The organism is Staphylococcus sp. HMSC36A10, assembly GCF_001838845.1.
In the GTDB taxonomy this organism is placed as follows: domain Bacteria; phylum Bacillota; class Bacilli; order Staphylococcales; family Staphylococcaceae; genus Staphylococcus; species Staphylococcus aureus.
The window spans coordinates 51,845-67,725 of the sequence record NZ_KV839130.1; the positions used below are offsets into that span (position 1 = coordinate 51,845).

The following is a 15,881-nucleotide window of genomic DNA, read 5'->3' on the forward strand; positions in this document are numbered from 1 at the left end:
GTTAAAATATGAGTAAGAGAACAACTTATTGTGGATTAGTTACTGAAGCATTTTTAGGACAAGAAATTACATTAAAAGGATGGGTTAACAATCGTCGTGACCTAGGTGGATTGATTTTCGTTGATTTAAGAGATAGAGAAGGAATTGTACAAGTCGTGTTTAATCCTGCATTTTCAGAAGAGGCATTGAAAATTGCTGAAACAGTACGTTCTGAATATGTTGTAGAAGTTCAAGGTACAGTTACGAAGCGTGACCCTGAAACAGTTAATCCTAAAATTAAAACTGGCCAAGTTGAAGTACAAGTTACAAATATTAAAGTGATTAATAAATCTGAGACACCACCATTTTCTATAAATGAAGAAAATGTTAACGTTGATGAAAATATTCGATTAAAATACCGTTATTTAGATTTACGTCGTCAAGAGTTAGCGCAAACATTTAAAATGAGACATCAAATTACACGTTCTATTCGTCAATATTTGGATGATGAAGGGTTCTTTGACATCGAAACACCAGTACTAACGAAGTCAACACCTGAGGGTGCACGTGACTATTTAGTACCATCTCGTGTTCATGATGGTGAATTTTATGCATTACCACAATCACCACAATTATTTAAGCAATTATTGATGATTAGTGGATTTGACAAATACTACCAAATCGTAAAATGCTTCCGTGACGAAGATTTACGTGCAGATCGTCAACCTGAATTTACACAAGTCGATATTGAAATGAGTTTTGTAGACCAAGAAGATGTGATGCAAATGGGTGAAGAAATGCTTAAAAAAGTTGTTAAAGAAGTTAAAGGCGTTGAAATTAATGGCGCTTTCCCACGCATGACATATAAAGAAGCGATGCGTCGCTATGGTTCTGATAAACCAGATACGCGTTTTGAAATGGAATTAATTGACGTTTCTCAATTAGGACGTGATATGGACTTTAAAGTATTTAAAGATACTGTTGAAAATGATGGTGAAATTAAAGCAATTGTCGCTAAAGGTGCAGCTGAACAATATACTCGTAAAGATATGGATGCTTTAACAGAATTTGTAAACATCTATGGTGCTAAAGGATTAGCGTGGGTTAAAGTTGTGGAAGATGGTTTGACAGGTCCAATTGGACGTTTCTTTGAAACAGAAAATGTTGAAACATTACTTACATTAACTGGTGCTGAAGCTGGTGACTTAGTAATGTTTGTTGCAGACAAACCAAATGTCGTTGCACAAAGTTTAGGTGCATTACGTGTCAAATTAGCTAAAGAATTAGGTTTAATCGATGAAACAAAATTAAACTTCTTATGGGTGACAGATTGGCCATTATTGGAATATGATGAAGATGCGAAACGTTACGTTGCAGCACATCATCCATTTACATCTCCAAAAGAAGCTGATATTGCTAAGCTTGGCACTGCGCCAGAAGAAGCTGAGGCAAATGCTTATGACATAGTATTAAATGGTTATGAATTAGGTGGCGGTTCAATCAGAATTCATGATGGTGAGTTACAAGAAAAAATGTTCGAAGTTCTTGGATTTACTAAAGAACAAGCACAAGAACAGTTCGGCTTCTTACTAGATGCATTTAAATATGGTGCACCACCACATGGCGGTATTGCATTAGGATTAGACCGATTAGTCATGTTATTGACTAATAGAACAAACTTGAGAGATACAATCGCATTCCCTAAAACAGCATCTGCTACATGTTTATTAACGAATGCGCCTGGTGAAGTTTCTGATAAACAATTAGAAGAACTTTCTTTGCGAATTCGTCACTAAATTTTAAAAAATCAATAAACTTTGGTTTGTTATAATTTCATTAATTTTAATTATGTGGTAATATAACATCATAAGATAGTCATCTGAGTTGTTCGTAAGTTTGCTTTTTAATTTGGGCCTAACACTCTTTGATCAAGGGAGCCCAATGGGTTTTCTTGCAGCGTACACGCCTTATATGAAGGACGTACAAAACAAGAAACAGGGCACCCACCTGTATATAACAGGCCGAATGATCAAGCTATTATAACTACGGCAATACGGACTCTATCGATACGCAAGACTTTGTCTTGCGTATTTTTATGCGTTTCTTTAAGTTTTTAATAAAGAATTAGTTGGGTTTTATAGCGTTTAATAAATGTTTCCTCGTTGAATTTTGGGAAAATAATCAAAGCGATAATGCTAAATATAAAATTTTAAGTTACTATGTACTTATGTATAAATCAGTGAAAGAGGTAAAATAATGAAACATCAATTTTCAAGAAATGAACTAGCGATTGGACAACAAGGTTTAGATTTATTGAAGCAACAAACTGTTGTCATACTTGGCGTTGGAGGTGTTGGTTCATTTGCTGCTGAAGCATTAGCAAGAACGAATATTGGTCATATTATATTAATAGATAAAGATGATGTTGATATTACAAATGTAAACAGACAATTACACGCTTTAACTACAACGGTAGGACAAAGTAAAGTTTCTTTGATGGAAGAACGTATTAAATTAATTAATCCAGATTGTAAAGTCACGCCCTTACATATGTTTTATACAGAAGAGACATATGAAGAAATTTTCGATAACTACGATATAGATTATTTTGTAGATGCAAGTGATACAATAATGTACAAAGTACACTTAATGAAAGAGTGTCTTGACCGAGGGATTAAAGTGATTTCCAGTATGGGTGCTGCAAATAAAACAGATCCAACACGTTTTACAATTTCAGATATCTCTAAAACACATACCGATCCAATGGCCAAAATTATTCGTCAAAAATTGAAAAAACTAGGAATTCGTAAAGGGATTCCAGTTGTATTTTCAGATGAAAGTCCAATTGTCATAAGAGAAGATGTAAAAGATATAGTTGGAGATAAAAATGCTATCAATCGAAAAGGACAAATGCCACCTTCTTCAAATGCCTTTGTGCCAAGTGTTGTTGGATTAATTTGTGCTAGTTATGTGGTGAATGACGTATTAAAAGATATTCCAGTTCGTCGCATTAAAGACAAAGGGCAATAATTCATTTTGAAAGTCATAATTTTCAACGTAAGGCAAGTGTAACCACACCATAAAACTAAAACTGACTAGTTCGCAAGCATAGTAGAATATGCCTCGTATACTAGTCAGTTTTGATTTGATTATAGCTAAAATATCAAAGGTAATCGATTTAATCTTATTTTTACGGCCTTTGTTTAAGTAAGTTGTTATATATTTCTTTGAGTTGTTGTTCACTTTTAGATGTCGTTTTTGGTTCATAATAAATTTTGTTTTTAAGTTTATCAGGTAAATATTGCTGTGAAACATAGCCATTAACATATTGGTGTGGATATTTGTAACCAATAGATCGGCCTAGATCTTTAGCACCTTGATAATGTCCATCTTTTAAATGGTTTGGAATTTGGCCCACATGACCGTTTCTAATATCGGACAATGCACTATCAATGGCACTCATTGCTGAATTTGACTTAGGTGATAAGCATAGTTCGATTACTGCTTGGCTTAGTGGAATTCTAGCTTCTGGTAAACCTAGACGTTCTGCTGATTCAATAGCAGCAAGTGTTCTCTGACCAGCATTAGGTGAGGCTAAGCCTATATCCTCATAGCTAATTACAAGTAATCGTCGAACTATTGTAGGTAAATCTCCAGCTTCAATTAATCGTGCTAAATAATGTAAAGCGGCATTGACGTCGCTACCACGGATAGATTTTTGGAAAGCGCTCATAACATCGTAATGCATGTCACCATCCTTATCACTTACAAATGCACCTTTTTGTAAACAGTCTTTAGCATCTTGCAATGTAACATGTCGATAACCGTCTTTGTCATTATCTGCGCTTAATACAGCTAATTCCAATGCATTTAACGCACTACGAACATCACCTTGACTTTGTGTAGAAAAGTAGGTCATGGCATCTTCATCAATTTTGGGTTGATATGTTTTCAAACCATTCTCTTCATCTTCTATTGCACGAGTTAACGCTTGGCGCACATCTTCATCATTTAAAGGATATAACTCAAAAATTTGCGCTCTTGAACGAATCGCTGGATTGATAGCATGATAAGGATTTGAAGTTGTAGCACCGATCAAGACGATTTTGCCATTTTCTAAATGAGGTAATAAAAAGTCTTGTTTAGCTTTATCTAGTCGATGTATTTCATCTAATAACAAGATAACTTGACCAGACATTTTAGCTTCTTCAACAACAAGTTGCATATCTTTTTTAGTGTTAGTTACAGCATTCAATTGTCTGAATTTATATTGCGTACTGCCCGAAATTGCTTTGGCAATACTTGTTTTGCCTATACCAGGTGGACCATAAAAAATCATTGAAGTTAATTTTTTTGTATCAACCATTCTTCTGATAATGCCTCTTGGTCCAACTAAATGTTGTTGGGAAATGATTTCATCTATATTTTTTGGGCGCATTCTCGATGCTAATGGTTCTGTACTCACATTTGTCACACCTTTCTTATACTATCTTAACTCAAAAAATGCTAAAATGGGAATATCAATATTCGAATTAAGTGAGGTTATACAATGAAAATTTCTACTAAAGGGAGATATGGACTTACATTGATGATTTCTCTTGCTAAAAAAGAGGGGCAAGGATGTATATCATTAAAGTCAATTGCTGAAGAAAATAATTTGAGTGATTTATATTTAGAACAGCTTGTAGGTCCTTTAAGAAATGCGGGGTTAATTCGAAGTGTACGCGGTGCTAAAGGTGGATACCAATTAAGAGTGCCAGCGGAAGAAATCTCAGCAGGGGATATTATAAGACTGTTGGAAGGTCCAATTACATTTGTTGAAAGTATTGAATCAGAACCACCTGCGCAAAAACAACTATGGATTCGCATGAGAGATGCAGTGAGAGATGTTTTAGATAATACAACATTGAAATATTTAGCGGAATATGTAGATACAAGCGAAGATTTAGACGGATACATGTTTTATATTTAATCGTATAAATACTATACTATAACATAAAAACTTCATATTATAATGTTTAGCGAACCTCCTTAGTGGTATATAAATATATACATCCAAGGAGGTTTCACTATGGCAGACGAAAGTAAGTTCGATCAATTTAAAGGAAATGTTAAAGAAACAGTAGGTAACGTTACTGATAACAAAGAATTAGAAAAAGAAGGTCAGCAAGATAAAGCGACTGGTAAAGCAAAAGAAGTTGTTGAAAATGCTAAAAACAAAATAACTGATGCAATTGATAAACTTAAAAAATAAGTTCAATTAAACTAATTAAATATAAGAGGAGCGATTAATATGAGTTTTATGGATAAAGCTAAAGACGCAGTAGAAAAATTTAAAAATAGCGATAATGAACAAGTTAAAAATGTAAAAGATAAGATAAATGAATATACAGGATCGAATAACGAAGAGAAAAAAGAAAATGAAGATAAAGAGAAATAAATTTCTTTAAATTTTGGATATGCTTTTCAATATTTTGAAAGCGCCCCATCAAATAAACACTAACACAGTGTAAAGTTGAAGGGGCGCTTTCATATTTGCTTTAGAATTTTAAGTGAATTTGAATCATTACTAAAATAAATGATTGAACAATAAAGACATCTTTTATTCAAAATGCTGTTACTGTTTATTTTTATTAATATTATGGATACATACTTTCACTTAGTTTATTTATCACATTATAAAGTGTTTTTTTCATTTATCTGATTTATAACATTCTTGAACCGACGATAAGAGTCTAATTGCATATCTTTATCATAAATATAACTTATTGCCATAATTTCGTTGACTTCACCATAAGTTTCCATAAAATCTTGAATTTTTTGTTGAACAGTATTTTCTGAACCTATTAATGATATTTTCTGTCTTTCCATAGCCATCGCATATTCTCTCGGCGTTAATATATTTTGTAGTTCATGTGTTGGCGGTTGAACGGGCTGCATTCTGCCACGAGTGATACTAACCATTACTTGTGCCATAGATGAAGCTAAATATTGTGCTTCGTCATCATTTTCAGCAACGATTGTATTTAAACATACAATAACATAAGGTTCGTCTAATACATCAGAAGGTTCAAATAACGTTTTGTAAATTTCGATAGCTTCTTTCATTTGTTGAGGTGCAAAATGTCCAGCGAACACATATGGAAGCCCTTTACGAGCAGCTAAATGTGCAGAATCTGTTGAAGAACCAAGAATATATAAAGGCACATTTTTACCTACTGCTGGATAAGCACGAACATATGCTTGTTGGTGAGCGGGACCGAAATATTGTTGTAATAATGAAACTTCTTCCGGAAATTTATAAACACCATCATGTTGATCTCGTCTTAATGCACTTGCGGTCATCATATCTGTTCCAGGTGCACGTCCTAATCCTAAATCGACACGATTTGGAAATAATGTTGCCATCGTGCCAAATTGTTCCGCAACGATTAATGGAGCATGGTTAGGTAACATGATTCCTCCAGAACCTACACGTATGTGTTTCGTATGTTCTAACGTATGTTGAATCAATAAAGCAGTCGCTGAACTTACTAGGTTGGGAGCGTTATGGTGTTCAGCAATCCAATATCTTTCATATGATAATTCGTCTAAATGTTGTGCGAGCTTAACCATATCATTAATTGCTGTTCGTTCATCTTCACCTTCTCGAATAGGGACAAGGTTTAATGCTGAATATTTGATCGCCATTTTTGTATCGTCCTTCCTTTTGTATGATATAAGAAGTATACCAATCGAATAACCAGATAAATATTAAATTGCTCATAACCAAAATAATAGTACGTTACATTTTACGAATGAAAAAATATCTGCAAATACTAAAATTTATAAAAAAGACAAGAATAAAGCGATAAACTTAAAAAAGCCTATCGAAAAGCATGTGTAGAAAATGGTAAAATATAATTAAAAACATTATAAATAAAGTTAAACAGAAAAGTAGAAAAATAGTATGTAAGGTGCTATTATTGGAACATTGATAAAATTGTGAGGAGTGTCCAAACATGGAAATTTATGCAGATTATGCTGCGACCACACCAGTAAAACCTGAAGTAGTAGATGCGATGATGATGATTTACAATTCGCATTATGGTAATCCATCATCAATACATGCTAAGGGAAGAGATGCGCGTAAATATTTAGATGAGTCAAGACGTCAAATTGCACAATTACTTGGTGCAGATACACATGAAATTATATTTACGAGTGGTGCAACAGAATCGAATAATACGGCAATTAAAGGCATAGTAAAAGCAAATGAACAATTGGGTAATCACATTATCACATCGAAGATTGAACATCATTCTGTGTTACATGTTTTTGAACAATTAGAGCGAGAAGGTTTTGATGTAACATATCTAGATGTTGATGATACAGGTGCTATTGATTTAGACCAACTTGAAGAAACAATTACAGATAAGACGATTTTAGTATCTATTATGTTTGTAAATAATGAAGTTGGCACAGTGCAACAAATTTATGATATTCAAGATATTATTGCTGAGACAAATGCATATTTCCATGTTGATGCGGTTCAAGCAATTGGACATCTTGATGTTAAGTTTGACGAATTTGAGATCGACGCAATGAGTATTACTGCTCATAAGTTTGGAGGACCAAAAGGTGTCGGTGCATTATTAGTTAAAGACCATGTCACATTAGATTATCCTCAACTTGGCGGTGAACAAGAATTGAAACGCCGTGCAGGTACTGAAAATCTTGCACAAATTGTCGGGATGGCTAAAGCATTACAATTAGCAGAAAAGAATCGAGACGATAACAATATTCATTTAATGAATTTAAAAGAACAATTTTTAGTTAAATTACAAGAAAGAGCGATTCCATTTGAATTAAATGGTTCAATGACGGATGCTACAGGCCATATTGTAAATCTATATTTTCCGTTTGTTGAAGTTGAAACGATGTTAACATTGTTGGATATGGCACAAATCTATGTGTCGTCTGGATCTGCATGTACAGCAGGCTCTACACAACCGTCGCATGTTTTAGATGCAATGTTCGAAGATGAAGAGCGATCAAATCATTCGATTCGATTTAGTTTTAACGAATTGACTACTGAAAATGAAATTAATGCAATTGTAGCTGAAATTCATAAAATATATTTTAAATTTAAGGAGGAGTCATAATTGTCAAATAAAGATATACGTGTTGTCGTTGGTATGTCAGGCGGTGTAGATAGTTCTGTAACAGCCCACGTCTTAAAAGAACAAGGTTATGATGTCATTGGCATATTTATGAAAAACTGGGATGACACTGACGAAAATGGCGTATGTACTGCAACTGAAGATTACAACGATGTTATTGAAGTGTGTAATCAAATTGGCATTCCATATTACGCTGTTAATTTTGAAAAAGAATATTGGGATAAAGTCTTTACGTATTTCTTAGATGAATATAAAAAAGGTCGTACTCCAAACCCAGACGTTATGTGTAATAAAGAAATTAAGTTTAAAGCCTTTTTAGATCATGCGATGAATTTAGGTGCAGATTATGTAGCAACAGGGCATTACGCATGCATACATCGTCATGAAGATGGTCATGTTGAAATGTTACGTGGTGTAGATAATAATAAAGATCAAACATACTTCTTGAATCAATTATCCCAACAACAACTTTCAAAAGTGATGTTCCCAATTGGCGACATCGAAAAGATTGAAGTGCGTCGAATTGCTGAAGAACAAGGACTAGTTACTGCTAAGAAAAAAGATTCTACAGGTATTTGTTTTATCGGCGAAAAAAACTTTAAAACATTTTTATCTCAATATCTACCTGCGCAACCGGGTGATATGATAACACTTGATGGTAAGAAAATGGGTAAACATAGTGGGTTGATGTATTACACAATAGGACAAAGACATGGTTTAGGTATAGGTGGAGATGGCGATCCTTGGTTTGTTGTCGGTAAAAATCTAAAAGATAATGTTTTATATGTAGAACAAGGATTCCATCACGATGCATTATACAGTGATTACTTAATTGCTTCAGACTATTCATTTGTAAATCCAGAAGATAATGACTTAGATCAAGGTTTTGAATGTACAGCTAAATTTAGATATCGCCAAAAAGATACGAAAGTTTTTGTGAAACGTGAAAACGACCATGCACTACGTGTTACTTTTGCTGAGCCAGTAAGAGCAATCACACCTGGACAAGCAGTTGTTTTTTATCAAGGTGATGTGTGTCTTGGTGGAGCAACAATTGACGATGTGTTCAAAAATGAAGGTCAATTAAATTATGTTGTATAAACAATGGCAACAATAAATTACTTATTTGAAGTTTCAACGTCGAAAATGACGAAAGACAGTTTTTGATGAGAATAATTCATGATGATAGAGTCTGGGACATCACAATGTCCTAGGCTCTACAATGTTATATTGGCGGGGCCCCAACACAGAGAATTTCGTAAAGAAATTCTACAGGCAATGCGAGTTGGGGATAAACGAATTTAATTTTGTTAAAATATCATTTCTGTCCCACTCCCTATGCATAAGTCTAATTATGTATTCCTATTTTTAAGTACATAATAGTAGTGGCTAATGTGGAAGAACCATTACATAATAAACCGTTAATGGTTCTTAATCATTTCTATTCCATTCCCGCTTTTTCATGAATGAAGATGATATTAGATTATATTTTATTCGTTGTTAAGTGATTCGAGACATACAATTTATCAAGATGTTATAATTGATGAGAAATGAGGTTCGTAAATGATAGATCAACAAACAATTTATCAATACATACAAAATGGAAAAATAGAAGAAGCGTTACAAGCATTGTTCGGAAATATCGAAGAAAATCCTACAATTATTGAAAATTATATTAATGCTGGTATCGTACTTGCTGATGCGAATGAGATTGAAAAGGCAGAGCGCTTTTTCCAAAAAGCTTTAACAATAGATCCGAAGAATGGCGTCGTATTTTATAATCTAGCAAATGTATATTATAATCAGCAACGTTATCAAGAAGCTATTAAATTATATCAACAAGCATTACAAACAGAGATTGAACAAGTTGATTGTAATTATATGATCGGTATGGCGTTTAATCAGTTAGAATCATTTAAGCTGGCATTGCCGTATTTAATGACTGCTGCGGAACTAGATAAAGACAAAGATGCAGAAGTTCAATTTCAATATGGTCTTGTATTATGTCAATTAGAAATGTTTAATGAAGCCATAACTCAACTTAAACATGTATTAACGATTGATAAAAATCATGTTGATGCAAGATACAATTTGGGCTTAGCGTTATTTATGAAAAATGAAGATATTGATGAAGCAATAACTCATTTTAAAGAAGCTGTGACTATCGACCCTAAACACTTATTAAGTCAGCATGCGCTGAAAACATTCACTAAAATGAAAGAGGAGGAGTAACATGTCAGACCCTACACTATTTGATTATTCAATGATCAAAGGTACTGTTGAAGCGATATTGTTTCAAAACAGTGATAATTTTTATACAGTGCTTAAAGTAGATACTATTGAAACAAATGAAGACTTTGATACAATGCCAACTGTTGTAGGGTTTCTTCCGAATATTGTTGAAGGCGATGTCTACACATTTAAAGGGCAAGTTGTTGATCATCCACGTTATGGTAAACAATTAAAAGCAGAGACTTTTGAAAAAGAAATGCCACAAACGAAAGAAGCAATTATAAGTTATTTATCTAGTGATTTGTTTAAAGGTGTAGGTAAAAAGACAGCTCAAAATATTGTTAATACATTAGGTGACAATGCGATAAATGATATATTAGATGACCATTCAGTGCTAGAAAAAGTTTCGGGATTATCTAAAAAGAAACAGAAACAAATTGCAGAACAAATTTCAGCAAATCAAGAATCTGAAAAAATAATGATTCGTTTACATGATTTAGGGTTTGGTCCTAAACTTTCAATGGCAATTTATCAGTTTTATCTCGGCGATACACTGACTATTTTAGATCGAAATCCATATCAATTGATTTATGATATTAAAGGTATTGGTTTTAATAAAGCAGATCAACTTGCTAGAAATATTGGTATCGCTTATAACGATAATGAACGATTAAAAGCTGCGTTGCTCTATACGTTAGAAGAAGAATGTATTAAACAGGGACATACATATTTGCCTATCAATGTTGTTATAGATTTAACGGTTGATGTATTAAATTATCAAGATGAAGAGGTCATCGAACCTGAAAAATTAGACGAAATGTTGCAATACTTAAATGAGGAAAAACGACTAATTATTGACAATGAACAAGTTGCAATTCCAAGTTTGTATTATTCTGAAATCAAAAGTGTTCAAAACTTATTCAGAATAAAGACGCATACAAATAAACTTACAGAAATTGAACAGTCAGATTTACAAATGCATATTGGTGAAATAGAAGATGCGAATCAAGTGAACTATGCAGCTTCACAAAAAGAAGCTTTGCAAACGGCTATCAATTCTAAGGTGATGCTATTAACCGGTGGACCGGGAACAGGAAAAACGACAGTAATTAAAGGTATTGTTGAATTATATGCTGAGATTCATGGCTTATCATTAGATTATGATGATTATGTCAATGATGATTATCCAGTTGTATTAGCAGCGCCAACAGGAAGAGCGTCCAAGAGACTACAAGAGTCAACTGGATTAGAAGCTATGACGATTCATCGTTTAATAGGTTGGAATCAAGACACAAAGCCAGAGGATATATTAGAAAATGAAATAAACGCACGACTCATAATCATTGATGAGATGTCTATGGTAGATACTTGGTTGTTCCACCAATTTTTAAGTGCAGTTCCTTTAGATGCACAATTGATATTTGTAGGTGATGAGGACCAATTGCCTTCTGTAGGTCCTGGTCAAGTATTTAAAGATTTAATTGAATCGAAAGCTATACCACGAGTTAATCTGACTGAAGTATATCGTCAACAAGATGGTTCAAGCATTATAGAATTAGCACATCGAATGAAGTTGGGTCAGAAAATTGATATTACACAGCGTTTTCATGATAGAAGTTTTATTAACTGTCAGGCAAACCAAATACCAACAGTTGTAGAGAAGGTAGTTACTAGTGCTGTTAATAAAGGGTATACTATGGCTGATATTCAAGTGCTTGCACCAATGTATAAAGGAAATGCCGGTATTAAACGTTTAAATCAAGTTTTACAAGATATTTTAAACCCTAAAAAGAAAGATACACGAGAAATTGAGTTTGGTGATGTAGTCTTTAGAAAAGGTGACAAAGTATTACAACTTGTTAATAGGCCAAATGATAACATATTCAATGGTGACATAGGAGTTATTGTTGGTATTTTTTGGGCGAAAGAAAATGCCCTTAATAAAGATGTACTTGTTGTGGATTTTGAAGGTAATGAAATTACATTTACGAAACAAGATATGATGGAATTAACACATGCTTATTGTACATCAATCCATAAATCACAAGGTTCAGAATTTCCTATTGTTATCATGCCTATTGTTAAACAGTATTTTAGAATGTTACAAAGACCGATATTATATACTGGTTTAACTAGAGCGAAAACGAGTTTAGTTCTACTTGGTGATCCAGAAGCATTTGATATTGGATTAAAAACAAATGGTCAAGCGCGTTTAACACAATTATGTACATTGTTGAAAAATTATTTTAATTCAGAAGATGAAGAAATGCTGGAAAACACAGCAACTAATGATACAGGAGCTTCACAAACGACAATAGATGATCAAGTAGAAGCGCCAATGTCATCGAATGATAGTGGAGAAGTTACGTCTGATTCAACAAAAACAGATATAAATGTATTAACGGAAGCTACAATGTTTAAAATTGACCCAATGATTAATATGGGAGAAATCACGCCGTATGACTTTATAGAACGTTGACAACAAGAGTAAATGTAACTAAAATAGAATTAAATTCGTATAAAGATGAGTAGTTAATGATTTGTTTATCAGAGATGTACTGGTTGGTGAAAAGTACAACAAACATTAGTGAACGCTACTTTATGCACAACTGTATAGTCGATTTAAAGTGATAAATGTGTTGAATTGCATTTATAACTAGGGTGGTACCGCGATAACGTTCGTCCCTTTTGAGGATGGGCGTTTTTTATTTTTTAATAATAAAAAATGATATTGATTTATACTAGTTTTTCAAATCGACTATCTGTGTCATCAATTTTTATGGAATGGTAATTTAAAAACAGTAAATAGGATGTGTAAAAGATGAAAAAGTTAAAAGCGAGTGAAATTAGACAAAAATATCTAGATTTCTTTGTTGAAAAAGGACATATGGTTGAACCTTCTGCACCATTAGTGCCAATTGATGATGATACATTATTATGGATTAATTCAGGTGTAGCAACATTAAAGAAATATTTTGATGGACGTGAAACACCTAAAAAGCCAAGAATTGTAAACTCTCAAAAAGCTATTCGTACAAATGATATTGAAAATGTTGGTTTCACAGCGCGTCACCATACATTCTTTGAAATGTTAGGTAACTTCTCAATTGGTGATTATTTTAAACAAGAAGCGATTGAATTTGCTTGGGAATTTTTAACGAGTGATAAATGGATGGGTATGGAGCCAGATAAATTGTACGTTACGATTCATCCGGAAGATATGGAAGCATACAACATTTGGCATAAAGATATTGGGCTTGAAGAAAGTCGTATTATTCGCATTGAAGGTAACTTCTGGGATATTGGTGAAGGGCCTTCAGGACCAAACACTGAGATTTTCTATGATCGCGGAGAAGCATATGGACAAGACGATCCGGCAGAAGAAATGTATCCAGGTGGAGAAAATGAACGCTATCTTGAAGTATGGAACTTAGTATTTAGTGAATTCAATCATAATAAAGATCATAGTTACACACCATTACCTAATAAAAACATTGATACCGGCATGGGGCTTGAGCGTATGGCCTCAGTTTCTCAAAATGTACGTACTAACTATGAAACAGATTTATTTATGCCTATAATGAATGAAATCGAAAAAGTATCAGGTAAACAATATTTAGTAAACAACGAACAAGATGTGGCATTTAAAGTAATTGCTGACCACATTCGTACGATTGCATTTGCAATTTCTGATGGTGCATTACCTGCCAATGAAGGTAGAGGGTATGTATTACGTCGATTGTTACGTCGTGCCGTTCGTTTTAGTCAAACGTTAGGAATCAATGAGCCATTTATGTACAAACTTGTTGATATTGTTGCAGACATTATGGAACCATATTATCCAAATGTTAAGGAAAAAGCAGATTTCATTAAGCGTGTTATAAAGTCTGAAGAAGAACGATTCCATGAAACATTAGAAGATGGTTTAGCGATTTTAAATGAATTAATTAAAAAAGCTAAAGCGACAACAAATGAAATTAATGGGAAAGATGCATTTAAATTGTATGATACGTATGGGTTCCCAATTGAATTAACTGAAGAAATAGCAGTGCAAGCAGGATTGAAAGTTGATATGACAACATTCGAGTCAGAAATGCAACAACAACGTGATCGTGCACGTCAAGCACGTCAAAATTCTCAATCAATGCAAGTTCAAAGTGAAGTATTGAAAAATATTACATCTGCAAGTACTTTTGTTGGTTATGATACTGCGACAGCTCAAACAACACTAACACACTTGATATACAATGGTGAAGAAGTTTCACAAGTTGAAGCGGGTGAAACAGTATACTTCATGTTAACGGAAACACCATTTTATGCAGTCAGTGGTGGACAAGTTGCGGATACAGGTATTGTTTATAATGACAATTTTGAAATTGCTGTTAGTGAAGTAACCAAAGCACCAAATGGTCAAAACTTGCATAAAGGAGTAGTACAATTTGGCCAAGTAAATGTTGGCGCTACAGTGTCTGCTGAAGTGAACCAAAATGATCGACGTGACATTCAAAAGAACCATAGTGCAACACATTTATTACATGCAGCGTTGAAATCAGTACTGGGTGATCATGTTAACCAAGCTGGTTCACTAGTAGAAGCAGATCGTTTACGTTTTGATTTCTCTCATTTTGGTCCAATGACTAATGATGAAATTGATCAAGTTGAACGCTTAGTAAATGAAGAAATTTGGAAAGGTATTGACGTTAACATTCAAGAAATGGATATTGCTTCAGCTAAAGAAATGGGCGCAATGGCATTATTCGGTGAAAAATATGGTGATGTTGTGCGTGTAGTAAATATGGCACCATTTTCAATTGAATTATGTGGTGGTATTCATGTCCGCAATACTTCTGAAATTGGCTTATTCAAAATAGTAAGTGAGTCAGGTACAGGAGCTGGTGTGCGTCGTATTGAAGCATTAACAGGTAAAGCAGCTTTCTTATATTTAGAAGATATTCAAGAGAAATTTAATACGATGAAATCACAGCTGAAAGTGAAATCTGATGATCAAGTAGTCGATAAGTTAACACAATTACAAGATGAAGAAAAAGCATTATTAAAACAATTAGAGCAACGTGACAAAGAAATCACATCACTTAAAATGGGTAATATTGAAGATCAAGTTGAAGAAATCAATGGCTATAAAGTATTGGTTACTGAAGTGGATGTACCAAATGCGAAAGCAATTCGCTCGACAATGGACGATTTTAAATCTAAACTACAAGATACAATTATCATTCTTGCAAGTAATGTTGATGATAAAGTATCGATGGTTGCAACTGTCCCTAAATCTTTAACAAATAACGTTAAAGCCGGTGATCTTATCAAACAAATGGCACCAATCGTTGGTGGTAAAGGTGGCGGTCGTCCAGATATGGCTCAAGGTGGCGGTACACAACCTGAAAATATCTCAAAATCATTAAGCTTTATTAAAGATTACATTAAAAATCTATAATTTAAAGCCATAATATTGTATGATGATAGTGAGTTATATTTGTAATTAAAGGAGTG

At 33.6% G+C, this 15,881-nt stretch carries 13 protein-coding genes and 1 other RNA gene; 12 read left to right on the forward strand and 2 right to left on the reverse strand.

Annotated features, from left to right (window positions below; all coding sequences use genetic code 11):
• Positions 1 to 8 precede the first annotated feature (8 nt).
• From aspS to HMPREF3247_RS12285, 4 genes are all read left to right on the forward strand, one after another.
• Complete coding sequence (gene aspS, locus HMPREF3247_RS12270) at positions 9 to 1,775, forward strand: aspartate--tRNA ligase (RefSeq protein WP_000044799.1); 1,767 nt, start codon at positions 9 to 11, stop codon at positions 1,773 to 1,775.
• A 77-nt stretch (positions 1,776 to 1,852) separates the two neighbouring features.
• Positions 1,853 to 2,043: non-coding RNA, 6S RNA (gene ssrS / locus HMPREF3247_RS12275), on the forward strand.
• Between the two features lie 64 nt (positions 2,044 to 2,107).
• The gene (locus tag HMPREF3247_RS12280) at positions 2,108 to 2,236 is read left to right on the forward strand and encodes a hypothetical protein (protein ID WP_001790559.1); all 129 of its coding nucleotides are present in this window, start codon (positions 2,108 to 2,110) and stop codon (positions 2,234 to 2,236) included.
• The gene (locus HMPREF3247_RS12285; RefSeq protein WP_000682646.1) at positions 2,236 to 3,009 is read left to right on the forward strand and encodes a tRNA threonylcarbamoyladenosine dehydratase; all 774 of its coding nucleotides are present in this window, start codon (positions 2,236 to 2,238) and stop codon (positions 3,007 to 3,009) included. The genes HMPREF3247_RS12280 and HMPREF3247_RS12285 overlap by 1 nt, the downstream gene beginning before the upstream one ends.
• 160 nt (positions 3,010 to 3,169) lie before the next feature.
• Here HMPREF3247_RS12285 and HMPREF3247_RS12290 read toward each other — a convergent pair whose 3' ends face one another.
• Positions 3,170 to 4,444 (reverse strand): replication-associated recombination protein A, encoded by a 1,275-nt coding sequence (locus HMPREF3247_RS12290; RefSeq protein WP_000102740.1) that lies wholly within the window; start codon positions 4,442 to 4,444, stop codon positions 3,170 to 3,172.
• A gap of 84 nt (positions 4,445 to 4,528) precedes the next feature.
• Here HMPREF3247_RS12290 and cymR point away from each other — a divergent pair, with 84 nt between their 5' ends.
• From cymR to HMPREF3247_RS12305, 3 genes are all read left to right on the forward strand, one after another.
• A complete protein-coding gene (gene cymR / locus HMPREF3247_RS12295; protein WP_000704122.1) occupies positions 4,529 to 4,951 on the forward strand; it encodes a cysteine metabolism transcriptional regulator CymR in 423 nt (140 codons plus the stop codon).
• A 99-nt stretch (positions 4,952 to 5,050) separates the two neighbouring features.
• A complete protein-coding gene (locus tag HMPREF3247_RS12300; protein WP_000752909.1) occupies positions 5,051 to 5,233 on the forward strand; it encodes a CsbD family protein in 183 nt (60 codons plus the stop codon).
• A 39-nt stretch (positions 5,234 to 5,272) separates the two neighbouring features.
• Positions 5,273 to 5,419 carry an SAS049 family protein gene (locus HMPREF3247_RS12305; RefSeq protein ID WP_000009238.1) on the forward strand — a complete coding sequence of 49 codons (147 nt, stop codon included), beginning with the start codon at positions 5,273 to 5,275 and terminating at the stop codon, positions 5,417 to 5,419.
• Positions 5,420 to 5,655: 236 nt separating this feature from the next.
• Here HMPREF3247_RS12305 and HMPREF3247_RS12310 read toward each other — a convergent pair whose 3' ends face one another.
• Complete coding sequence (locus tag HMPREF3247_RS12310; RefSeq protein ID WP_000985895.1) at positions 5,656 to 6,669, reverse strand: LLM class flavin-dependent oxidoreductase; 1,014 nt, start codon at positions 6,667 to 6,669, stop codon at positions 5,656 to 5,658.
• Positions 6,670 to 6,980: 311 nt separating this feature from the next.
• Here HMPREF3247_RS12310 and HMPREF3247_RS12315 point away from each other — a divergent pair, with 311 nt between their 5' ends.
• The 5 genes from HMPREF3247_RS12315 to alaS all read left to right on the forward strand — a co-directional run bounded on the left by HMPREF3247_RS12315 (position 6,981) and on the right by alaS (position 15,825).
• On the forward strand, positions 6,981 to 8,123 hold the full coding sequence (locus tag HMPREF3247_RS12315) for a cysteine desulfurase family protein (RefSeq protein ID WP_000409158.1): 1,143 nt from the start codon (positions 6,981 to 6,983) through the stop codon (positions 8,121 to 8,123).
• Complete coding sequence (gene mnmA, locus HMPREF3247_RS12320; protein WP_000066092.1) at positions 8,124 to 9,242, forward strand: tRNA 2-thiouridine(34) synthase MnmA; 1,119 nt, start codon at positions 8,124 to 8,126, stop codon at positions 9,240 to 9,242.
• Between the two features lie 462 nt (positions 9,243 to 9,704).
• Entirely contained in the window at positions 9,705 to 10,373 is a 669-nt protein-coding gene (locus tag HMPREF3247_RS12325) for a tetratricopeptide repeat protein (RefSeq protein WP_000567030.1), read from the forward strand.
• A 1-nt stretch (position 10,374) separates the two neighbouring features.
• Complete coding sequence (locus HMPREF3247_RS12330) at positions 10,375 to 12,852, forward strand: SF1B family DNA helicase RecD2 (RefSeq protein ID WP_001283312.1); 2,478 nt, start codon at positions 10,375 to 10,377, stop codon at positions 12,850 to 12,852.
• A gap of 342 nt (positions 12,853 to 13,194) precedes the next feature.
• Complete coding sequence (alaS, locus tag HMPREF3247_RS12335; protein WP_000734071.1) at positions 13,195 to 15,825, forward strand: alanine--tRNA ligase; 2,631 nt, start codon at positions 13,195 to 13,197, stop codon at positions 15,823 to 15,825.
• Positions 15,826 to 15,881: the final 56 nt, after the last annotated feature.

Bases quoted from the DNA above. Each gene is read 5' to 3' on its own strand.
- cymR (WP_000704122.1), top strand. From the start codon at position 4,529: ATGAAAATTTCTACTAAAGGGAGATATGGACTTACATTGATGATTTCT.
- HMPREF3247_RS12285 (WP_000682646.1), top strand. From the start codon at position 2,236: ATGAAACATCAATTTTCAAGAAATGAACTAGCGATTGGACAACAAGGT.
- HMPREF3247_RS12330 (WP_001283312.1), top strand. From the start codon at position 10,375: ATGTCAGACCCTACACTATTTGATTATTCAATGATCAAAGGTACTGTT.
- HMPREF3247_RS12325 (WP_000567030.1), top strand. From the start codon at position 9,705: ATGATAGATCAACAAACAATTTATCAATACATACAAAATGGAAAAATA.
- HMPREF3247_RS12310 (WP_000985895.1), bottom strand. From the start codon at position 6,669: ATGGCGATCAAATATTCAGCATTAAACCTTGTCCCTATTCGAGAAGGT.
- alaS (WP_000734071.1), top strand. From the start codon at position 13,195: ATGAAAAAGTTAAAAGCGAGTGAAATTAGACAAAAATATCTAGATTTC.
- HMPREF3247_RS12300 (WP_000752909.1), top strand. From the start codon at position 5,051: ATGGCAGACGAAAGTAAGTTCGATCAATTTAAAGGAAATGTTAAAGAA.
- HMPREF3247_RS12315 (WP_000409158.1), top strand. From the start codon at position 6,981: ATGGAAATTTATGCAGATTATGCTGCGACCACACCAGTAAAACCTGAA.
- HMPREF3247_RS12305 (WP_000009238.1), top strand. From the start codon at position 5,273: ATGAGTTTTATGGATAAAGCTAAAGACGCAGTAGAAAAATTTAAAAAT.
- aspS (WP_000044799.1), top strand. From the start codon at position 9: ATGAGTAAGAGAACAACTTATTGTGGATTAGTTACTGAAGCATTTTTA.